We start from the raw sequence: 21,336 nt of genomic DNA on the forward strand, positions 1-21,336 counted from the left end.
CGTCAGCCCGCGGCGGTGGAACGGCGGCGGCGCACCCGGTTGGCGGGCATTTCAGGTTCCTCACGGCGCTCAGCCTGAGGCTCCTCCTTGACAACGGCGGCCGCTGGTACGGCCACGGCAAGTTGACGAGCTGGCGTGGCGGCAGCCGTCGGGGCCGTGCGCACCGCACCATCCCGCACCACCTCGCGGCTCTGGTGCCGCACCGTGCGGGGAGCCGGCCGGGTGTCGGGCTCGGCATCGGCGCGGCCCTTGTAGGCGGGCGTGCCACCAGGAGCAGGCTGGACCAGACAGATGATCAGCGGCTCCACCTGCAGCTCGCGGCGCAGCCGGCGCTGCAGCCCCACTTCGATCTCGCGCTGCACGCCCACCCAATCCACATCGGGTGCCTTGCCGCCGCTGTTGCGGGAGAGCTGATTCCAGCGGTTCTCCAGCACCCAGGTGATCTCACGCTCGGCCCAGACCGAGAGCTTGCGGGCATCGGCTGTGGTGACCACGCCGCGCAGGTTCACCCGCGGCGGGGCCGCCATCACGCCATCGGTGCTGATCACGGTGAGCAGGGTGATCACCCCGTCTTCAGCGAGTTGCTGGCGCTCCTTGAGCACGCGAGCGTCGACGATGCCGTTGCGGGAGGCATCGAGCAGCTCAATGCCGGCCTTCACCGGTTCCCCTTTGTGGATGCGGTCGGGGGTGAGTTCCACCACATCGCCGTTGTCGATGATGAGGATGTTGTCGGCGGGGACCCCCATCGACTGGGCCGTCCTGGAGTGGCATACGAGCATGCGGTGCTCACCGTGCACGGGCACGAAGAACTTCGGCCGGGTAAGCGCCAGCATCAACTTGTGATCCTCCTGGCAACCGTGTCCGGACACGTGGATGCCCTCGCCTTTGCCGTACACAACCTTCGCCCCCATCATCATCAGCCGGTCGATGGTGTTCACCACTGAGATGGTGTTGCCGGGGATCGGGCTGGCCGAGAAGATGATCGTGTCGGTGGATTTCACCTGCACCTGCGGGTGCTCACCACGGGAGATGCGGCTCAGGGCAGCGAGGGGTTCACCCTGGCTGCCGGTCATCAGCAGCAGGGTTTCACGGTCGGGCAGATCACGGATCTGCTTGATCGGTACGAACAGCTCATCGGGGCAGCGGATATAGCCCAGCTCGCGCGCCTTGGCGATCACGTTGAGCATGGAGCGGCCCAGCAGGCCCACCTTGCGGCCGTGCTTCATGGCCAGCTCCAGAATCATCGACACCCGATGCACCGAGCTGGCGAAGGTGGTGACGATCACCCGCCCTTCGGCATTGGCGAAGTGTCGATCCAGATTCGGGAACACAGCCCGCTCGGGCGGGGTGAAGCCGGGAATCTCGGCATTGGTGGAGTCGCTGAACAGGCAGAGCACGCCCTGCTCGCCGTAATGGGCCATGCGCTGGATGTCGAAGTATTCGCCATCCACCGGGGTGTGGTCGAACTTGAAATCGCCGGTGAACACCACCACGCCCACGGGGGTTGTGATCGCAAGGCTGAAGCTGTCAGCGATCGAGTGGGTGTTGCGGATGAACTCCACCTTGAAATGCTGCCCCACCTTCACCACATCGCGGGGGCTCACGGTTTGGATGACGGTGCGATCGGTGACCGCTGCCTCCTCCATTTTCCCCTGCAGCATGGACATCGCCAGCCGCGGCCCGTAGATCACGGGGATGTTGAAGTTCTTGAGGTGATGCGGAATGCCACCGATGTGATCTTCGTGACCGTGGGTCACGATCATGCCGCGGATGCGCTTCTGGTTTTCGCGCAGATAGCTGGTGTCGGGCAGCACCACGTTCACGCCGTGCATGCCGTCGCTGGGGAAGGCCAGGCCGGCATCCACCAGCATCAGGTCATCGCCGTACTCGAACACGCAGGTGTTCTTGCCGATCTCGTGCAGGCCGCCGAGGGGAATGACTCGGAGACAGGGTTGTTTGCCGTTGGTGCTTGAGGTCATCAGGGGTGTCTCCGGATCAGATCCGGAACGAAGGGGAATGGAGGTGTGGAGCAGATGTTGTGGTCTGGTGCGGTGAAGCTGAAGCAGGAGTTCCGGGCGAGGCCATGCCGGAGGGGAGCCTTGGCGTCACGTGGGACGCAGGGCGGCCAGGGCCGTGGTCAATCGTTCACGCACATCGCTGTCGGCAGAAACAAGAGGAAGTCGGGGGGCGCCCACGGGCCAGCCTTCGAGCTGCAGGGCGGCCTTGACCGGGATCGGATTGGTACTGGAGAACAGCGCCCGGCACAGCGGCATCATCTGCTCGTGCAGCGCCTGGGCGGTGGCATGGTCGCCGGCATGGAAGGCGGTGATCATCTGCCGGATCCGGGGGCCCACCAGATGGCTGGCCACGCTCACCACACCCACAGCCCCGAGCGCCAGCATCGGCAGGGTGAGGGCATCGTCGCCGCTGTAGATCGCCAGGGCTGATCCGCAGCGGACCCGCAGCTGGGTGACTTCGTCGGTGCTGCCACTGGCGGCCTTGTAGCTCACCACGTTGGGCAGATCCATCAGCCGCTCGGTGGTCTCCGGGGCCAGGCTGCAGGAAGTGCGGCCGGGGATGTTGTAGAGCATGATCGGCAGCTCCGGCACGGCGCTGGCGACGGCCCGGAAGTGGGCCTCGAGCCCCTCCTGGGGCGGTTTGTTGTAGTAAGGCACCACCACCAGGGCACCGTCGGCACCGAGCGCGGCCGCCTGGGAGATCGCCTCCACGGCCTCGGCCGTGCAGTTGCTGCCGGTGCCGGCGAGCACCTTGGCGCCGGGTCCCACCGCCTCCTTCACAGCCTGGAACAGCTGATGCTGCTCATCCCAGCTGAGCGTGGGGGATTCGCCGGTGGTGCCGCACACCACCAGACCGTCGGAGCCATGGGCGACCAGGTGCACCGCCAGGCGGGCAGCCAGATCGAGATCAAGGGAGCCATCGGCCGCGAACGGCGTGACCATGGCGGTGAGCACCCGGCCGAAAGGCGCGGCAACCAGTGTCAACCGGCACCTCCTGCAAGGGACTGCGCGCGGGATGGTGTTGCCGCGGAGGGCTCGGTCCTGCCACCTGGGGGCTGGCGGGACGGGTCGAACAGCAGCTCGGCGATCTGGATGGCGTTGAGCGCGGCCCCCTTGCGGATCTGATCGCCACAGAGCCAGAGCTCCAGCGCATGTGGATCGCTGATGTCCTGGCGCAACCGACCGATCGCCACAGGATCCCTGCCGGTCACATCGGTGGGCATGGGGAAACGGTTGGCATCGAAATCCTCGATCAGCTCCACACCGGGTGCCGCCGCCAGCAGGGCACGGGCCTCCTCGGGGGGGAAGGGCTCTTCGAACTCGATGTTCACCGCCTCCGAATGGGCCCTGAGCACGGGCACGCGCACGCAGGTGGCGGTGAGGCGCAGCTGCGGCAGCTGCATGATCTTGCGGGTTTCATTGACCATCTTCAGCTCCTCCTCGCAGTAACCGTTGCCCTGCAGCGGCGAGTTGTGCAGGAAGAGGTTGAAGGCGAGCGAGTGGGGCAGCACCGTGCTCACGGGCTGGCCACCATCGAGCACGGTGCGGCTGAGCGCGCGCAGCTCCTCCATCGCCCGGGCTCCCGCGCCGCTGGCCGATTGGTAGGTGCTCACCACGACACGCCGGATCGGACGCCGGGCCTGAAGAGGAGCCAGGGCCAGGGTGAGCAGGATCGTGGTGCAGTTGGGGTTGGCCACGATGCCCCGGTGGGCGAACGCCGCCGCCGGATTCACTTCGGGCACCACCAGCGGCACATCCTCATCCAGGCGGAACGCGCTGGAGTTGTCGATCACCACGGCGCCGGCCGCCACCGCCACTGGCGCCCACTGCCGGGAGATGGAGCCGCCCGCAGAGGCCAGGACCAGGTCCACCCCTTCGAAGGCGTCCGGGGCGACCGGCTGGACGGTGAGCGACTCGCCCCGCCAGGTGAGGCTGCGGCCAGCGGAACGGGGGGAGGCCAGCAGGCGCAGCTCGGCCACCGGGAACTGGCGTTCCTCCAGCAGCTCAAGCAGTTCACAGCCCACCGCACCGGTGGCGCCGAGTACGGCGACGGTGAGCGGCTGGCGGTTCAGAAAGGAGGCGGATGGTGCGGTGGACAACGTGGCGGGGGAGAACGGAGCAGCAGACGAAAATGGATTCAGACGGGGTGGAGCCGAAACGGATCAGGAGGCAGCGGCCGGGCCTTGCAACGAGCGCTTGGAAAGAGAACGGAGTGGGCCGACCGACGAAGCGAGGGAAATGAAGACAGACGAAAAGGGAACGGTGAGGGGAGCGGGGGGTGTGAAAACTCTGTGCAGCAAGCGCGGCGATTCAGACGGGGTGGAAACGGCCTGGACTCGGGCTTTACGAGAAGAGCGTTTCCAGCCGGCGTCGAACCGGATGGGGATATGGATCTGTTTGTCGTCCCGATCACCTTACCCGGACCCCATCGCTTTGGCGAACAAGGATGGGCCTGCCTGGGGCGGCCTCTGCACGGTCCATAGGGGGGGGAGAGGCGAGTTTCTAGTATCGGGAGCTGCCCTGCCCTGCCGGTCCAGCCGGTTCGTCCATGAGCTCTGCTTTGAAGGTCAAGACCAGCCCCCTCCCCGGCAGCCGGTTGGCCCTGGAAGTGGAGATCCCTGGCGGCCGTTCCCAGGCCAGCTACGAAGCGGCGTTCAACAAGCTGAGCCGCAGCGTGCGCCTGCCGGGGTTCCGGCCCGGCAAGGTGCCGCGGCCAGTGCTGCTGCAGCAGATCGGTCCGCTGCGGATCCGCGCCACCGCCCTCGAAGACCTGGTCGACAGCGTCTGGCGCGATGCGCTCGCTCAGGAAAAGATCGAGGCGCTCAGCAGCCCTGAACTGAGCGAAGGCTTCGAGGCGCTGCTGGAGCGCTTCAACCCCGGTGATGCCCTGGTGCTCACCCTGGAACTTGATGTGCAGCCCACCCCCAGCCTGAAGGCCACCACCGGCCTGACGGCCGAAGCGGAAGCGGTCAGTTTCGACCCGGCCCGCATCGATGAACTGATCGAGCAATCCCGCCGCCAGCGGGCCACCCTGGTGCCGGTGGAAGGCCGGCCCGCCGCCAACGGCGATGTGGCGGTGGTGAGCTTCAGCGGCAGCTACGCCGACACCGGTGAGCCGATCGTGGGCGGTACCGCCGAAGCCCTGGAGGTGGAGCTCGACGATGGCCGCATGATTCCCGGATTCGTGGAAGGCATCCTCGGCATGACCATCGGCGAGGAGCGCCAGGTCAGCTGCCAGTTCCCCGACGACTACCCCCAGGAAGACGCGCGCGGCCGGGCCGCCAGCTTCGCGATCACGCTCAGCGACCTCAAGACCCGCGAACTGCCCGCCCTCGACGACGCCTTCGCCCAGGAAGCCAGTGACAAGGCCACCGTGGCCGAGATGCGGGCCGACCTGGAGACCAGGCTGCGCGATGACGCCGAACGGCGCGCCCGCAACGGCCGCCAGGAAGCCCTGCTCAATGCACTGGTGGAGCAGCTGGAGGTGGAGCTGCCCGAAAGTCTGATCCAGCAGGAAGTGCGCTCCTTGATCGAGCAGACGGCCAGCCAGATCGCTCAGCAGGGCATGGACGTCAAGAAGCTGTTCACCCAGGAGCTGGTGCGCAGCCTGATGGACACCTCCCGTCCTGAGGCGGTGCAGCGGCTGAAGCGCACCTTCGCCCTGCAGGCTCTGGCCGAGGCCGAAGCGATCGCGGTGGAGCCGGCCGTCATTGACGCCAAGGTGAAGGAGGTGAGCAAGGGCTTCAGCGACACCAGCAAGATCGACCCCGAGCGGCTGCGGCTGGCCGTGGCCGACGATCTGCTGCGCGAGAAGCTGCTGGAGTGGCTGGAGGCGAACAGCACCGTCACCGAGAAGGCGCCGGAGCCGGCCTCACAAGCCAGCGAGGGAGCTGACAAAGCCGCCACCGAACCTCCTGCCGCAGCGGGCTGAAGCGCAGCGGCCATAGATTGACTCCATCTCCCCTTGCATCCCCACGGCCGCGTGATCGACGCCTTCCGCCCCCATCCGATCCAGAACCGCTGGCAGGGTCAACCACCCATGGCCCTCAGCGGCGCGGGGCCCCAGGCCGCTCCGGGGGTGCTCCCCACGGTGGTGGAGCAATCCGGCAGGGGCGAGCGGGCGTTTGACATCTACTCGCGTCTGCTGCGCGAGCGGATCATCTTCCTCGGCACCGGCATCGACGACGCCGTGGCCGATTCGCTGGTGGCCCAGTTGCTCTTCCTGGAGGCGGAAGATCCCGACAAGGACATCCAGATCTACGTCAACTCGCCCGGCGGTTCGGTCACCGCAGGTCTGGCCATCTACGACACCATGCAGCAGGTGGCCCCCGATGTGGTCACCATCTGCTACGGACTGGCCGCGAGCATGGGGGCCTTCCTGCTCTCCGGTGGCACCAAGGGCAAGCGCATGGCGCTGCCAAGCGCCCGGATCATGATTCACCAACCGTTGGGCGGAGCCCAGGGCCAGGCGGTCGACATCGAAATCCAGGCGAAGGAGATCCTTTTCCTCAAAGACACCCTGAACGGACTGATGGCCGAACACACCGGCCAGCCCTTGGCAAAGATTGCCGAAGACACCGACCGCGACTACTTTTTGTCTCCACACGAAGCCGTGACCTACGGGCTGATCGACCGTGTCGTCACTGACACCATGCCGGCCTGAGCCGCGCCAGTGCGGCCTCCTTCGTCTGACCCCGTCATTCCGGCCCCATCTGGAGTTCCGGCCTCCAGCGTTCCTCCTCCGCTCCCGGATCCCACGCGATGGCAAAGTTCGACGCCCATCTGAAGTGCTCGTTCTGCGGAAAATCGCAGGAACAGGTGCGGAAGCTGATCGCCGGACCAGGCGTTTACATCTGCGACGAATGCATCGATCTCTGCAACGAGATTCTCGATGAAGAGCTGGTGGACACGGCCGGAAGCCCCCGCACCCACCACGACAGCGGCCGCAAGCCTGCGCCCAGGAAGGGCACCAAACCGGCCCCCACCCTTGCCACCGTCCCCAAGCCGCGGGAGATCAAGGCCTACCTCGACCGGCAGGTGGTGGGGCAGGACGAAGCCAAGAAAGTGCTGTCGGTGGCGGTCTACAACCACTACAAGCGCCTCGCCTGGCAGGGCGATGGGCAGGGCGAAACCGACCATCTCGCCACCCGGCTGCACAAATCCAACATCCTGCTGATCGGCCCCACCGGCTCCGGCAAGACCCTCCTGGCCCAGACGCTCGCCGAGCTGCTTGATGTGCCCTTCGCGGTGGCCGACGCCACCACGCTCACCGAAGCCGGCTACGTGGGCGAAGACGTGGAGAACATCCTGCTGCGGCTGCTGCAGAAGGCCGACCTGGATGTGGAGCAGGCCCAGCGAGGCATCATCTATATCGACGAGATCGACAAGATCGCCCGCAAGAGCGAGAACCCCTCGATCACGCGGGACGTCTCGGGCGAAGGGGTGCAGCAGGCCCTGCTCAAGATGCTGGAGGGAACGGTGGCCAACGTTCCGCCGCAGGGCGGCCGCAAGCACCCCTACCAAGACTGCATCCAGATCGACACCAGCCAGATCCTGTTCGTCTGCGGCGGCGCCTTCACCGGCCTCGAGGATGTGGTGCAGCGGCGGCTGGGTCGCAATTCGATCGGCTTTCTGCCCAGCGACGGCCGCGGCCGCAGCCGCGTCCAGAAGGAGCATCAGGCGGCCCACGTGCTGCGCCACCTCGAACCCGACGACCTGGTGCGCTACGGCCTGATCCCCGAATTCATCGGCCGGCTGCCGGTGAGCGCCGTGCTCGAACCGCTCGACATCCGCTCCCTCGAAGCCATCCTCACCGAGCCGCGCGACGCGCTGGTTAAGCAGTTCCAGACCCTGATGAGCATGGACAACGTGCGGCTGGAGTTCGAGGCCGGCGCCATCGAGGCGATCGCCCAGGAGGCCCACCGCCGCCGCACCGGCGCCCGGGCGCTGCGGGGCATCGTCGAGGAACTGATGCTCGATGTGATGTACGACATCCCCTCCAACGACGCGATCACCACCTTCACGATCACCCGTGAGCTGGTGGAGCAGCGCTCGCGCGCCAAGATTCTTCCCTACCCCGGCCTGGTCGACAAACAGGAATCCGCTTGAGGCACAGCCGCCATGGCAACGGCTGACCATCTGCAGGTGCCGCGCCAGCACGGCCTGTTCGACCACCACGGCATCGATCTGGGCGACGGTACGGTGGCCCACTACCTGGAGGGCCGCCAGATCCTGCGCAGCCCGCTCGCCGACTTCTCCCGTGGCGAAGCGGTCAGCGTGGTGAGCTACCCGGAAGGGGAGGTGTCGCCGGTGGGCGTGACCCTGCGGCGCGCCATGGGCCGCTTGGGCGAGCAGCGCTACAACCTGGTGTTCAACAACTGCGAGCATTTCGCCAGCTGGTGCAAGACCGGGCGGCACCGCAGCTCCCAGGTGGAGGGATGGCTGGGCACCGGCAGTCTCGGCGCCCTGGCCCTGGGTCAGTTCATCCCCGCCGCCCTGCTGGTGGCCGTGCGCCTGCTGCTGCGCCAGGGTCTGACCATCGACGGCACCCAGCTGGAGCGCGGCCGCGAGCTGGCCCGCCGCAGCCTGGAGCAGCTCGATGCCCTGCGGCTGAAGCTGCAGCAGCGGCTGGAGCTGGAGCTGGAGCAGGCCGAAGCCCGCTGGAATGGCGGCAGCAGCGACCAGTTCGACCGCCTCCGGCTGCAGGCCCAGAACCTGGCCGATCAGCTGGAAGCGGTGGAGGAACTGGAAGGCCGGCTGGAGCGTCTGCTGGGCACCGGGAGCCCCCAGTAACCTCGCTGATCAGGCCGTCGGGGACCCCGCCATGACCCAGGCCAGCGCCTACCAGCCGCTCCATCACAAGTACCGTCCCCAGCGCTTCGACCAGCTGGTGGGGCAGCAGGCGATCGTGGCCACCCTCAGCAACGCCCTGCGGCAGGGGCGGATCGCTCCCGCCTATCTGTTCAGCGGTCCACGCGGCACCGGCAAGACCTCCAGCGCGCGGATCCTGGCCCGCTCGCTCAACTGCATCGCCGCCGACGGCCCCACCCCCGAACCCTGCGGCGTCTGCGAGCTGTGCCGTTCAATCACGGCGGGCAATGCCCTTGATGTGATCGAGATCGATGCGGCCTCCAACACCGGGGTCGACAACATCCGGGAACTGATCGAACGCTCGCGCTTCGCGCCGGTGCAGGCCCGCTGGAAGGTCTACGTGATCGACGAGTGCCACATGCTCTCGACCGCCGCCTTCAATGCGCTGCTCAAGACCCTGGAGGAGCCACCGCCGCGGGTGGTGTTCGTGCTGGCCACCACCGATCCGCAGCGGGTGCTGCCCACAATCCTGTCCCGTTGCCAGCGCTTCGATTTCCGCCGCATTCCGCTGGAAGCGATCGAAACCCACTTGGGCGAGATCGCCCGGCTCGAAGCGATCAGCATCACGCCCGAGGCCCTGCATGTGGTGGCCCAGCGGGCCCAGGGCGGCCTGCGCGATGCCGAAAGCCTGCTCGACCAGCTCAGCCTCCTGCCTGCCCCGGTGGAGGCTGGAGCCGTCTGGGAGCTGCTCGGGGCGGTGCCAGAACAGGAGTTGCTCTCCCTGGCCGCGGCTCTCGCCGGCGCTCAGCCATTGGCCGTGGTGGAAACCTGCCGCGAGCTGCTGGAGCGGGGCCGCGACCCGGGGGCGGTGCTGCAGGGGTTGGCCTCGTTGTTGCGCGACCTCACGGTGGCCGCAGCCGCGCCCGGGCGCCTGGAGTTGAGCAGCCTTTCCCCCCAGTTCCGGCCCCAGCTGCCGGAGCTGGCGGCCCGCATCTCCACCCCCCGGCTGCTGAGCTGGCAGGCCGGCCTCAAGGGCAGCGAACAGCAGCTGCGCCAGAGCGTGCAGCCACGCCTGTGGCTGGAGGTGCTGCTGCTGGGCCTGCTGGCCGAAGCGTCGACGGGCAGCGCCGCCGCGCCGGTTTCTGTTTCGCCGGGAGCTGCTGCGCCCGCCCAGGCCCCAGCCGTTCCCAGCGCGCCAGCTGCGCATGCGCATGGCCCTGCAGCCGCGCATGCCCCGGTCCCTGCAGCCGCAGGGCCCGGCGTGCCGGGGCCCGGGGCCCCGCTGCCCACAGCCCCTAGGCCCGCAGCCCAGGTTCCTCCAGCCCCGGTGCCCTCCAGCCCAGGGGGCGGCAGCGACCTCACCGAGCTGTGGCAACAGATCCTGGCCAGCCTGGAGCTTCCCTCCACCCGCATGCTCCTGTCCCAGCAGGCGGCACTGGTGCGCCTCGACGGCCAGCGGGCGGTGGTGCGGGTCAGCGGCAACTGGGTGGCGATGGTGCAGAGCCGTCTGCCGCTGCTGGAGAAGGCCCTGCAAAGTGCGCTGGGCTCCGCCCGCCAGCTCGTGCTGGAGAGCGCCGACGCCCCAGGTCCACCGCGTGCCACCGCTAACGCTTCAGGGGCACCCGCTGGGGCCGTGCCGGGCGGAGGGGCGCCAACGCCAGCACCAGCGGCACCGGGACTGGGCCATGGACCGGACCAGGCACAGCGACCGGAAGCCGCCACGGCGATGCCGTTGCGAACGGTCTCCCCGCCAGCTGCTGTGCCACCGCCTGTACCGGGGCTGCAGCCGGCTCAGGCGCCCTCCGCCGCCGGTTCAGGGCCTGGGGCTGCCACTGCCATGGCTGTCGTTGCTGCAACTGGCCTTCCAGCACCCGCGGTGGCCGCAGGCCTCACCACGGCCACACCTCCCGGTCCACCTGTACCTCCCGTGCCGCTCGACGACAAGGCGCGGCGCCTGGCGGACTTCTTCAACGGCGAGGTGGTTGCGTTCGACGGGCCGGTGCCAGGGCAGCAGGAAGGGGCGAACCCGCCCTAGGAGACCTGGGTGGTGAGGTCAGCCTCACCGGTGAGATCGTCCGTGTCCTCGTGGCTTGCCTCGCCGGATGCCTCCCCCACGTGAAGCGTCTTGGCCCAGACGAGACGTTTCGGCAGCAGGGCCATGCGCAGCGCCACCCAGGGAATCACCACGAACCAGTGAGCCAGATAGGCGATGCCCAGGGCGGCGGTGAAGGGATTGATGTTGGGCAGGGGTGGGCCTTCGCTGCTGCGCCGGCAACCCGCCACGATCGCCGCCCCGGAGAGGCCGAAGGCCACGATCGACAGCGGCCAGATCGATGGCAGCGTGCGGGTGGCCAGGGCTGTGAGCAGATCGGCGATCGACACCACCGGCAGGGCGTACTGGAGCAGAAAGAACGCCGCCAGATCGAGCTTGCGGGAAGGGGCCAGCGGACCTGCCACGAGGCTGGGCCAGTAGTCGAAGAAGCGTTGCAGGCCCCCCTCGGCCCACCGCTGCCGCTGCCGCCAGAGAGCAGGCAGGGTGCGCACCGCCTCCTCCTCCACCGGCGGATCCCAGAGCACGCCAATGCCGCAATCGCCCAGCAGCAGGCGGAAGCTCAGGTCGAGATCGTCAGTGACGGTGGCTTCGTTGAAGCCGCCACAGGCTTCCAGGGCATCACGCCGCAGCAACTGGCCATTGCCACGCAGTTCGGGAACGCCGCCGGAGGCCAGCCGTCCCTGCTGGATCACGGTGTCGAGGGCCATCTCCATCGCCTGGGCCTGGGTGAGCAGGTTGCGATCGGCTTCCACGACCGCCTTGCGCAGCTGCACCGCCGCCCAGCGGCCCGCTTCTGCATAGGGAATCAGCCGCTGCAGCAGATCACGCGGCATGCCGGCATCGGCATCCAGCACCAGCATCCAGCGGCCGCGCAGCTGGGGCAGCACGGCATTGAGCGCCCCCGACTTGCCGCCACCGGCATCGCGCGGACGGCGCAGCACCGTGAGCAGGGAGTGGCGGCTGCCGATCTCCTCCAGCAGCGTGGCTGTGCGGTCTTCGCTGCCGTCGTCCACCACCCAGAGACGCAGCTGGCCTTCGGGGTAGCTCAGCTGCGCCACCCGCTCCACCAGGCGCCCGATCACCGCCTCCTCGTCCCGCGCCGCCACCACCACATCAACGTCGGGCCAGTGGTCCAAGGCCTCGGGGAGGGCCACCGGCGGCTGGGGTTTCCAGAGCCGAAACAGCACGGTGCGGATCACATAGGCGCCCAGCAGCAAGGTGAGGCTGATCGCCGGCAGCAGGTTGCGGGGCGGCTCCACCCAGTGGGGCGCCGCGCCGGCACAACCGCACAGGAGCACAAACAGCGCCGCTTTGCCACGCCGAGGACGAGAGGCGGTCTTCGCAGCGGTCAGGCCTGGCATGAATGAACGCTCTCCGTGATGCCACGCCGCACGCGACAGGGTCCCGGTCGTGGCAGGGCTCGAACTGGGCCGAACTCTAAAGGCCCTGACCGAGCACCTCCAGCGGCTGGAGCTGGGTCCCCGGGTAGTACCGACTCAGCAGCTGTGGCAGGGTCCAGCCACGACCGGCCAGATCGATCGCACCCGCCTGAGAGAGGCCGGCGCCATGGCCGAAGCCGCCGCCGTTGAAGCGCCAGCGGCCAGCTCCCTCCGCTCTCAGCTCAAACAGGGTGCTGGGCAGCTGCCGGAAGGTGCGGCGGATGGCATCGCGGCGCAGCACCTGGCGACCTTCGCTCCCCTCGATGGCCAGCGCCATCACGCGGCCGCTCGGCCCCCGCTCCAGCACGCTGAGCTTCAAGGGGGTGCCCACCGGCAACCGGGCCGTGGTGAGGGCCTGCTGCACCTGAGCGGTCGTCAGCAGGCGCTGCCAGCGGAAGCGCGGGTGGTAGGCGCCATAGGCGGAACCGCCGTTGGCCAGCAGCGCCGGCAGCGACGACGCCGCCAGGGGCACGGCAAACCGCGCGTTGAAAGCGGGTGGGCCATCCGGCGCCGCCTGCAGATAGGGCAGCGGCGAGCCGCTCCACACCTCCTCAAAGCCGGCGGCCATTCCCCCGTTGGTGGCGTGATAGACGGCATGGATGGGCTCTCCCTGCCAGGTGAGCACCTGGCCCCGGGTGGCCTGGATCGCAGACCGGACCGCCGCCCCCGCCTGCCGCGGATCGGCGTAGACCTGGCACTGGGTGTCAGCGCAGAGGTGGTAGCCATCGGTGGCATAGCGGTGCTTGTTGCGCAGCGACCAGGTGCGGGCCAGCACCGCCTGGGCGGCAAGGGCGGCCGGCGGCGATCCGGCGCCGATCTCATGGGGCACCACTCCCAGCAGGTAGCGCTCCAGCGGCACCTCCTCGATCAGAGTCCAACCGCCGTAGGCGTTGCTCGCCAGGCGGAACGGCCCCTGGAACACACCGCCCTCCCAGCGCAGCCCTCCCGGCGCCGTGATCCGCAGCGGACCTTTCAATGCCGCACCGGCAGCTCCCGGCTCCCCGGACGTCAGCACCAGCCGCTGGCTGAACCGCTGCTCCACCTGGCGTGCCTGCAGGCCGGCCGGAGCCTGGGTGGCGACAGGCGCCCATACCTCCCATTCGGCGGGATGGGCGATCACCGGAGTCACGCCGAGCTCCCGCCAGGCCGTCGCCGCCTGTTCCGCACTCTCGAAGCTGGCGAACGGGCCCAGCACGGTGCGGGCGAGCTGGAACGGCTCCGCCAGGGGCTCCTCCTGCCAGCGCAGGCGAACGCTGGACCCCGAGAGCCGCTGGCCGTCGGCGTCGGTGACCACCAGCTCACCCGCCGCCGCCTGGAGCACCAGTGGAGCGGCCTTGGCCACCCCGCCAGGAGCAGGGCCCAGGCGTGGGCCGAGCGACACCCACAACACAGGCTGGGCGGGCTGCACCGGCGGCGGCGCACTGGTGGGCCAGTGCAGGGGCAGAGGGGCCGGGAGGGGGTCGAGAGCGGGGACAGCACGGCAGCCGGGTGCCGCCAGCAGGGTGAGCGCCAGCCCGAGGGCCACCGGTGCCAGGGCAGACCCGGGCTGCAGGGAGAGGGGGGCGGAAGGACGCAACAGCTGGCGGAGCATGGGCAAAGCGGACGGGGGGAGTTGGCAGCCGGCACTACCAAGTCGTAGTTTGGTTGTTTGTGAAGTCGCGCAGGACATGCCGAAGCTCAAGACCCGCAAAGCTGCCGCGAAGCGGTTCAAGCTGACCGGCAGCGGAAAATTCATGCGCCGGCATGCGTTCCGCAACCACCTGCTCGATCACAAGAGCCCCAAGCGCAAGCGTTTTCTGGGCACGATGGCGGTGGTCGACGAACGCGACGCCGACAACGTCAGCCGCATGCTTCCTTACGCCGGCTGACCTCTCGCCAGGTCGCCCACTCCTTTTCCTTTCCATTTCGCCCTGAGAACTCACCATGGCCCGCGTCAAGAGGGGCAACGTCGCCCGTAAACGCCGTAACAAGATCCTCCGCCTGGCCCGTGGCTTCCAGGGCAGCAACGGCAGCCTGTTCCGCACCGCCAACCAGCGGGTGATGAAGGCGCTGTGCAACGCCTACCGCGACCGTCGCCGCCGGAAGCGCGATTTCCGCCGTCTCTGGATCGCCCGCATCAACGCCGCCGCCCGCATGAACGGGCTGAGCTACAGCCGGCTGATGGGCGGCATGAAAAAAGCCGACATGCTGCTGAACCGCAAGATGCTGGCCCAGCTCGCCGTGGCTGATCCCGCCAGTTTCACCAGCGTGGTTTCGGCCGCTACGCGCTGATCACCACCGCACTGCGGGGAGGCCCGATGGACATTCTCCTGCCTCAGGCCTATCTGATCGGCCTGATCCTTCTGCTCGGCGGTGCAGCCGTGGTCATCGCCCTGCAGGTGATGCGGGTCCGCCGCGATGAAGCGGCGCTGGCCCGGCTTGAGGGGCAAGCCAAGGGAGGGGACGGCAAGGACCCTGCCGTTCTCTACGAACTCGGCTCTGTGCAGCTGCGCAAGCGCCTCTACGCCCAGGCGGTGGACACCCTTCGCCTGGCCCAGAAGAAGAGTGGCGGTGAGCCCCCCGAGGCGCAGGCGCTGATTCAGAACGCGCTTGGCTTTTCCCTGGCGGCCCAGAGCAACTACGCCAGTGCGATCCGCCACTACAAGGCAGCTCTTCAGGCCAAACCCGATTACCCGGTAGCACTCAACAACCTGGGCTACGCCTTCGAGCGACAGGGCAAACCGGATGAGGCGCGGGACACCTATGCCAAGGCCCTGAGCCTCGATCCCACCAACAAAACAACCCTCAAGCGCCTGAAGCTGCTCGATCGTCGCTTTCCAGCTGAACTGAAAGCCCCGGCGACCAGCGGCCAGGGGATGGCTGCGGGCACTGGCGAGCCAGGCTCATCATCAGCTGGGTCCAGCAGCACAGGCAGCAAATCGTCCCCAAAACCCTCGCCCACCAACACACCGGTCTGACCACAGGGCGTCAGGCTCCAGGCTGATCCGCTGAAAGCGACAGCGGGAACCGAACACATGGCCTGGAGAGGGCCAGCCGCCCCTGAGGTTCGCTGCCTCAGGGGAGCTCGCTTGTCGTCACCACAGCCCGCGGACCGGCGCCACCTGGCCGGCTGGCCGGGAAGCGGGTGGGCTGAAACTCACGGGATCAAGCACCAGCCGACCGCCGGGATTGGTGAGCCGCGGTGCATTCCAGCCCATCAGCGAGAAGCCCTGCAGGCCGAGAAAATCACCGCCTGGTTCGAGGCCCAAGGTGAGGGTGTCGATCAGGGGGATGAGCTCCAACTGATCAGACTTGGCATTGAGGTTGCCCTGCACCGGCGAGGAGGTGCCGCCCACCGTGAGCGTGCCGCGCAGATCGATCATCTGACCCATGGCCGTCACGGTGTCGAGACGCAGCTCCACAGGGGTGGGGACGCCGCCGCCAAAGGCCTGGTAACTGCCGCGCCACTGCCGCGGCAACTGGGCGGCAAGCAGCACGGCCCGGCCTACCGGATCGAAGGTTTCCACCGGACCGGTCTCACTGAAGGAGGTGTCCAGCGGCGAGGCGGGCGGCAGGGTGAACGGGACAAAACTGCCCACCGGCACCGCACTGGCGGCGAGCAGCAGGGGGAGAACCGGTGTCATGGAACCAAGCGGGCTTGCGCGAAGGTTAGGAGGCGTGCGCTGTAACTTCTCCCCATGGTGCAGATTCCGGCTTCGGATCCGTCCGCCCTCGCCGACGACACGCTGGTGATCGGCGGTCGCCGCTTCCGCAGCCGCCTGATGACCGGCACGGGCAAATACCCCTCGCTAGCGGCGATGCAGGCCAGCCTGGCGGCCAGCCGCTGCGACATCGTCACCGTGGCGGTGCGGCGGGTGCAGGCGGCGGCGGCAGGCCATCAGGGCCTGATTGAGGCGATCGACTGGAGCACGATCTGGATGCTGCCCAACACCGCCGGCTGCGCCACCGCAGATGAGGCCGTGCGGGTGGCGCGGCTGGGCCGCGAGCTGGCCAAGCTCGCCGGCCAGGAAGACAACACCTTCGTGAAGCTGGAGGTGATCCCCGACGGCCGCCATCTGCTGCCCGATCCATTCGGCACCCTCGAGGCGGCCGAGCGGCTCGTGAAGGAGGGTTTCACCGTGTTGCCCTATATCAACGCCGATCCGCTGCTCGCCCGTCGACTCGAGGAGGTGGGCTGCGCCACCGTGATGCCGCTGGGCTCTCCGATCGGCTCCGGCCAGGGCATTCGCAACGCCGCCAACATCGCCTTGATCATCGAGTCGGCGGGGGTGCCGGTGGTGGTGGATGCGGGGTTGGGCGTGCCCAGCGAAGCGGCCCAGGCCATGGAGATGGGGGCTGACGCCCTGCTGATCAACAGCGCCATCGCCATGGCAGGCGATCCACCGGCCATGGCCTGGGCGATGGCTCAGGCCACGGAGGCGGGCCGGTGCGCCTGGAAGGCCGGGCGCCTGCCGCAGCGACAGGACGCCCAGGCCAGCTCACCCCAGTGGGGACGGGTTGGCAACACCGAGGCTCCGCGCCTGTGACATTCCCTTTCGGCCTCGATGCCGGCGCCGAAGGACATCGTTAAGGTTCGTTTTCTGAATCGGGCCACCCCACCATGTCGGTCACCAAGGAGGACGGGGGCAGGCTCAACGCCTTTGCCAGAGAACCGCGGATGCAGGTGGTCGAAGCCGGCGGTGAACGCAGCCGCAGCACCACCGTCCTGCTGATCGCAGGTGGGCTGCTGGTGCTGGCCATGGTGGGCGTGGCGGTCGGCATCAGCTGACGCCACTGCTGCACGAGGGGGGCGGAATGCCTGTAGTAGCTTGCCCCAAGAGAGCAATCGCTCGTTCAGCAGGAGTTCAGACGTGAAGGTTCTCGTTCTCGGCGGCGACGGCTTCTGCGGCTGGCCCTGCGCTGTGAACCTGGCCGACGCCGGTCACGACGTCGTGATCGTCGACAACCTGAGCCGCCGCAAGATCGACATCGACCTTGGGGTTGAATCGCTCACTCCGATCGCCACGATCAACGACCGCCTGCGTGCCTGGGAGGAAACCGGAGGCAGGCCCATCCGTTTCGTGGCACTCGACATCGCCCAGCACTACGACCTGCTGCTGGGGCTGCTGCGCAGTGAGCGCCCCAGTGCCGTGGTGCACTTCGCCGAACAACGGGCCGCCCCTTATTCGATGAAGTCGAGCGCCACCAAGCGCTACACGGTCGATAACAACGTGAATGGCACGCACAATCTTCTTTGTGCAATTGTTGAAAGCGGTCTCGACATTCATATCGTTCACCTCGGAACCATGGGGGTGTACGGCTATGGATCCCACCGTGGCGCCACCATCCCCGAGGGCTATCTCACGGTGGAAGTTCCCCAGCCCGATGGCACCCGCTTCCAGGAGAAAATCCTTCACCCCACCGATCCAGGCAGCGTTTACCACATGACGAAGACGCTGGATCAGCTGTTGTTCTTCTACTACAACAAGAACGACGGCATCCGCGTCACCGACCTGCACCAAGGCATCGTCTGGGGCACCAACACCGACCTCACTGACAGGGATCCGCGCCTGGTCAACCGTTTCGACTACGACGGTGATTACGGCACCGTGCTCAATCGCTTCCTGATGCAGGCGGCGATCGGCTATCCGCTCACGGTGCATGGCACCGGTGGCCAGACCCGCGCCTTCATCCATATCCGCGATTCGGTGAAATGCGTGGAGCTGGCGATCGACAATCCCCCCGCCTCAGGGGAGAAGGTGCGCATCTACAACCAGATGACCGAAAGCCACAAGGTCAAGGATCTGGCCGAAAAGGTGGCGGCCGTCACCGGGGCCAAGCTCAACCACCTCCCCAACCCCCGCAAGGAGGCCATCGAAAACGACCTGATCGTCGACAACCGCTGCCTGATCGAGCTGGGGCTCAAGCCCACCACCCTCGACGACGGCCTACTGGGCGAAGTTGTGGATGTGGCACGCCGCTGGGCCGATCGCTGCGATCGCTCCCGCATTCCCTGCGTGTCCACATGGACCCACAGCCAGGCGGCCGCGCTCCAACCGGTGGTTTGAACGGACCGTCCGCAGGCACGCCGTCCACGTGAAGATCGCACTGTTCACCGAAACCTTCCTTCCCAAGGTCGACGGCATCGTCACGCGGCTCACCAAAACGGTGACCCACCTGGTGGATGCGGGCGACGAGGTGCTGCTGTTCTGCCCCGAAGGAGCCCCGGACACCTTCATGGGCGCACGGGTGATCGGCGTGCCGGCCCTGCCCCTGCCGCTCTACCCCGAGCTCAAGCTGGCGCTGCCGCGGCCCTTGGTGGCCGAGGCGCTTGACGCCTTCAAACCCGACCTGGTGCACGTGGTGAACCCGGCGGTGCTCGGCCTGGGCGGGATCTGGCTGGCGCGTACCCGGGGCGTGCCCCTGGTGGCCAGCTATCACACCCACCTGCCCAAGTACCTTGAGCACTACGGCATGGGCATGTTCGAACCGCTGCTGTGGGAGCTGCTAAAGGCGGCCCACAACCAGGCGGCCCTCAACCTCTGCACCTCCACGGCGATGGTGGAGGAACTCAGCCAGCACGGCATCCAGCACACCGCCTTGTGGCAGCGGGGAGTCGACACCGATCTGTTCCGACCGGAATGGCGCAATCAGACCATGCGCAGCAAACTCACCGGCGTGCACGGCGACAGCGACAGCCTGCTTCTCTACGTGGGCAGGCTCTCGGCGGAGAAGCAGATCGAGCGAATCCGGCCGGTGCTTGATGCCCTGCCCCAGGCCAGGCTGGCGCTGGTGGGTGATGGCCCACACCGCCAGCAGCTTGAGAAGGTGTTCGCCGGCAGCGCCACCACGTTCGTGGGCTACCTGGGCGGCGAGGATCTGGCCAGCGCCTATGCCAGCGCCGATGCCTTCCTGTTCCCCTCCTCCACCGAAACGCTTGGGCTGGTGCTGCTGGAGGCGATGGCGGCCGGTTGCCCGGTGGTGGGCGCCAACCGCGGCGGCATCCCCGACATCGTCACCGACGGAGTGAACGGCTGCCTCTACGATCCCGACAGCCCGGCCAGCCTCACCGCCGCCACCGAAAGGCTGCTGGCCAGCACCGAACGGCGCCAGGCCCTGCGGCTGGCGGCACGAGCAGAAGCAGAGCGCTGGGGCTGGGCGGGCGCCACCCAGCAACTGCGGCGCTTCTACAGCGAGGTGGTGCGCCCCCCTCTGCAACTGGTGGCCTGAAGCCCCCCGTAGCAGCTTGAAGCCATCCGATGTCACCTGCGGGCGGCTTCAGTTGCGCAGCTGGGGCAGGGTGTCACGGAACCAGGTGGTGAGCAGGGCCTTCACCATCGGTGCGGCAACGGTGCCGCCGTAGCCGCCACTGTTCTCGCCGAAGGCAATGATCACCAGGTTGGGCTTGCCCGCCGGCGCATAGCCGCCGAACCAGGCATGGTCTGGCCGGGGGGGATCCTCGGCGGTGCCTGTCTTGCCAGCCACGGCGGGCAGCGAAGGGTCGTTCAGCAGGGTGGCCGTGCCGCTGGTGACCGCATCGCGCAGGCCCTCCCGCAACACTTTCAAGGTGCTGGGTTTGAGGCCGATCCAACGGCGCTCCACCGGCCGCTCCGCCAGGTGGGGCGTCACCAGCCAGCCGCCGTTGGCGATTGCCGCATACAGACGGGCCATCTGCAGCGGCGTCACGGTGACGGCCCCCTGGCCGATCGAGGAGGTGATCGTGTCCACCGAGGTCCACGGCTCATCGAGCACCTGGCGCTTCCAGGCGGGATCGCCCAGCAAGCCGGGGCTCTCCTCCCCCTTGAGTTCGACACCGGTGAGACTGCCGTAGCCCAGGCGGCGGGCCGCTCTGAACAGTTCATCGGGGCCGGTCTTGAGGCCCAGCCGGTAGAAGAAGCTGTTGCTGCTCACCGCCATGGCCAGGCGGAAACCGATGCTGCCGAAGCTGCCGTGATCCGCGTAGCACTGGCCGTCGTAGCAGAAGGAGCCTGAGGTGAGGATGGTGGAGGCGGGATTGAACAAGCCCGATTCCAGCCCCGCGATCGCGGTGATCACCTTGAAGGTGCTGGCGGGCGGGAACCCGCGCAGCGCCCGGTTGAGCATGGGGGCTTCCGGGCGGTTGAGCTCGTTCCACTGCGCTGTGGTGGGGCCCTCCGAGAAGATGTTGGGATCGAAGTTCGGGCGGCTGGCCATGGCCCGGATCGCGCCGGTCTGGGGATCCATCGCCACGATCGCCCCCTTGCTCACCCCGCTGAGGGCCTTCTCGGCCGCCTTCTGCAGCTCCAGATCGAGGGTGAGGCGCAGATCGTTGCCGGCCCGCGACGGCTTGTCGCCCAGCACCCGCTGCACCTGCCCATCGGCGTTCACTTCCAGCTGCTGTCCCCCCCACTCGCCGCGCAGGTGGTTCTCGTAGACGCGCTCCAGGCCGGTGCGACCGATACGGTCCTGCAGGCGGTAGCCCGTTTCAGACAGCTCCTTGTATTCCTCCTCCGTGATGCTGCTCGTGTAGCCGAGCACGTGGGCGCCGAGCCGTCCGTGCGGGTAGGCGCGCAGCACGTCGACATCCACATCAGCCCCTTTGAGCGACTCGGCCTGCTCGCGAAAACGCAACACCTGCTCGGTGCTGAGGGGGCCCGCCAGTTCAATGCGGAAGCCGTCCACGGCTCTGCCGTCCTTGCGTTTGGCATCAAGCTGCGCCGGGTCGAGCGCCAGCAGCGCAGCCAACTGCACCCGCAGCGACGGCCAGGCTGCGTCATCGACAAGCCGGGGCTGGATGTAGAGGTTGTAGGTGAGGCGGCTGCTGGCCAGCACCTGGCCGTTGCGATCAAGCAGACGGCCGCGCATCGGATGGCGCGGCAGCAGGCGAATGCGGTTCTGATCCGCCAGCAGCTTGTTCTCTGCCCCCTGCGCGAGCTGCAGCCACACGAGCCGGGCGCCCATCGCCCCCAGCACCAGCACGATCAGCCCGAGCAGCCAGGCCGGCTGGTGCCGCATGCCCGCGTGGCGGGCCTGTCCATGCAGATGCCCAGCGGCCATG

General features: G+C 67.9%; 19 protein-coding genes. 12 read left to right on the forward strand and 7 right to left on the reverse strand.

Going from position 1 to position 21,336, the window contains the following annotated elements; translation table 11 throughout:
* Positions 1-2 precede the first annotated feature (2 nt).
* The 3 genes from ACWJI3_RS04615 to ACWJI3_RS04625 all read right to left on the reverse strand — a co-directional run bounded on the left by ACWJI3_RS04615 (position 3) and on the right by ACWJI3_RS04625 (position 4,117).
* Positions 3-1,979 carry a ribonuclease J gene (locus ACWJI3_RS04615; RefSeq protein WP_255100502.1) on the reverse strand — a complete coding sequence of 659 codons (1,977 nt, stop codon included), beginning with the start codon at positions 1,977-1,979 and terminating at the stop codon, positions 3-5.
* 126 nt (positions 1,980-2,105) lie between these two features.
* Positions 2,106-3,002 (reverse strand): 4-hydroxy-tetrahydrodipicolinate synthase, encoded by an 897-nt coding sequence (gene dapA / locus ACWJI3_RS04620; protein WP_094511141.1) that lies wholly within the window; start codon positions 3,000-3,002, stop codon positions 2,106-2,108.
* The gene (locus ACWJI3_RS04625) at positions 2,999-4,117 is read right to left on the reverse strand and encodes an aspartate-semialdehyde dehydrogenase (RefSeq protein WP_480203033.1); all 1,119 of its coding nucleotides are present in this window, start codon (positions 4,115-4,117) and stop codon (positions 2,999-3,001) included. Before ACWJI3_RS04625 ends, dapA begins: the two co-directional genes overlap by 4 nt.
* A 449-nt stretch (positions 4,118-4,566) precedes the next feature.
* On the opposite strand from ACWJI3_RS04625, the gene tig reads away from it, so the two are divergent.
* From tig to ACWJI3_RS04650, 5 genes are all read left to right on the forward strand, one after another.
* A complete protein-coding gene (tig, locus tag ACWJI3_RS04630; RefSeq protein WP_480203034.1) occupies positions 4,567-5,949 on the forward strand; it encodes a trigger factor in 1,383 nt (460 codons plus the stop codon).
* Positions 5,950-6,000: 51 nt separating this feature from the next.
* Positions 6,001-6,681 (forward strand): ATP-dependent Clp endopeptidase proteolytic subunit ClpP, encoded by a 681-nt coding sequence (gene clpP, locus ACWJI3_RS04635; protein ID WP_094511511.1) that lies wholly within the window; start codon positions 6,001-6,003, stop codon positions 6,679-6,681.
* Positions 6,682-6,779: 98 nt separating this feature from the next.
* On the forward strand, positions 6,780-8,126 hold the full coding sequence (gene clpX, locus ACWJI3_RS04640) for an ATP-dependent protease ATP-binding subunit ClpX (protein ID WP_480203035.1): 1,347 nt from the start codon (positions 6,780-6,782) through the stop codon (positions 8,124-8,126).
* Positions 8,127-8,138: 12 nt separating this feature from the next.
* Complete coding sequence (locus ACWJI3_RS04645) at positions 8,139-8,810, forward strand: lecithin retinol acyltransferase family protein (protein WP_094511145.1); 672 nt, start codon at positions 8,139-8,141, stop codon at positions 8,808-8,810.
* Positions 8,811-8,841: 31 nt separating this feature from the next.
* Entirely contained in the window at positions 8,842-10,863 is a 2,022-nt protein-coding gene (locus ACWJI3_RS04650; RefSeq protein WP_480203036.1) for a DNA polymerase III subunit gamma/tau, read from the forward strand.
* Here the strand turns inward: ACWJI3_RS04650 and ACWJI3_RS04655 are convergent.
* Both ACWJI3_RS04655 and ACWJI3_RS04660 read right to left on the reverse strand, forming a co-directional pair.
* Complete coding sequence (locus ACWJI3_RS04655) at positions 10,860-12,233, reverse strand: glycosyltransferase family 2 protein (RefSeq protein WP_480203360.1); 1,374 nt, start codon at positions 12,231-12,233, stop codon at positions 10,860-10,862. The genes ACWJI3_RS04650 and ACWJI3_RS04655 overlap by 4 nt on opposite strands.
* Positions 12,234-12,318: 85 nt before the next feature.
* The gene (locus ACWJI3_RS04660; protein WP_480203037.1) at positions 12,319-13,896 is read right to left on the reverse strand and encodes a SpoIID/LytB domain-containing protein; all 1,578 of its coding nucleotides are present in this window, start codon (positions 13,894-13,896) and stop codon (positions 12,319-12,321) included.
* A gap of 91 nt (positions 13,897-13,987) precedes the next feature.
* Between ACWJI3_RS04660 and rpmI the strand changes: the two genes are divergently transcribed.
* Genes rpmI through ACWJI3_RS04675 form a run of 3 tightly spaced genes read left to right on the forward strand, consistent with a single transcriptional unit; the run spans position 13,988 to position 15,277 of the window.
* Positions 13,988-14,188 (forward strand): 50S ribosomal protein L35, encoded by a 201-nt coding sequence (gene rpmI / locus ACWJI3_RS04665; protein WP_094511149.1) that lies wholly within the window; start codon positions 13,988-13,990, stop codon positions 14,186-14,188.
* Positions 14,189-14,243: 55 nt separating this feature from the next.
* Complete coding sequence (gene rplT, locus ACWJI3_RS04670) at positions 14,244-14,591, forward strand: 50S ribosomal protein L20 (RefSeq protein WP_094511150.1); 348 nt, start codon at positions 14,244-14,246, stop codon at positions 14,589-14,591.
* A 26-nt stretch (positions 14,592-14,617) separates the two neighbouring features.
* Positions 14,618-15,277, forward strand: a complete 660-nt coding sequence (locus ACWJI3_RS04675) for a tetratricopeptide repeat protein (protein ID WP_094511151.1) — start codon at positions 14,618-14,620, stop codon at positions 15,275-15,277.
* A 117-nt stretch (positions 15,278-15,394) separates the two neighbouring features.
* Here the strand turns inward: ACWJI3_RS04675 and ACWJI3_RS04680 are convergent, their stop codons facing one another.
* The gene (locus tag ACWJI3_RS04680) at positions 15,395-15,943 is read right to left on the reverse strand and encodes a hypothetical protein (protein WP_255100496.1); all 549 of its coding nucleotides are present in this window, start codon (positions 15,941-15,943) and stop codon (positions 15,395-15,397) included.
* A gap of 54 nt (positions 15,944-15,997) precedes the next feature.
* Between ACWJI3_RS04680 and ACWJI3_RS04685 the strand changes: the two genes are divergently transcribed.
* The 4 genes from ACWJI3_RS04685 to ACWJI3_RS04700 all read left to right on the forward strand — a co-directional run bounded on the left by ACWJI3_RS04685 (position 15,998) and on the right by ACWJI3_RS04700 (position 19,529).
* Entirely contained in the window at positions 15,998-16,846 is an 849-nt protein-coding gene (locus ACWJI3_RS04685) for a thiazole synthase (RefSeq protein WP_094511153.1), read from the forward strand.
* A gap of 74 nt (positions 16,847-16,920) precedes the next feature.
* A complete protein-coding gene (gene psb34, locus ACWJI3_RS04690) occupies positions 16,921-17,088 on the forward strand; it encodes a photosystem II assembly protein Psb34 (RefSeq protein WP_094511154.1) in 168 nt (55 codons plus the stop codon).
* Between the two features lie 82 nt (positions 17,089-17,170).
* Positions 17,171-18,367, forward strand: coding sequence for an NAD-dependent epimerase/dehydratase family protein (locus ACWJI3_RS04695; protein ID WP_094511155.1), 1,197 nt, complete (start codon positions 17,171-17,173; stop codon positions 18,365-18,367).
* 28 nt (positions 18,368-18,395) lie between these two features.
* Complete coding sequence (locus ACWJI3_RS04700) at positions 18,396-19,529, forward strand: glycosyltransferase family 4 protein (RefSeq protein ID WP_094511156.1); 1,134 nt, start codon at positions 18,396-18,398, stop codon at positions 19,527-19,529.
* Between the two features lie 48 nt (positions 19,530-19,577).
* Here the strand turns inward: ACWJI3_RS04700 and mrdA are convergent, their stop codons facing one another.
* On the reverse strand, positions 19,578-21,335 hold the full coding sequence (gene mrdA / locus ACWJI3_RS04705) for a penicillin-binding protein 2 (RefSeq protein WP_094511157.1): 1,758 nt from the start codon (positions 21,333-21,335) through the stop codon (positions 19,578-19,580).
* Between the last annotated feature and the right edge of the window lies 1 nt (position 21,336).

The sequence above is a fragment of the Marcopretia estuarina LEGE 06307 genome (genome assembly GCF_056633115.1).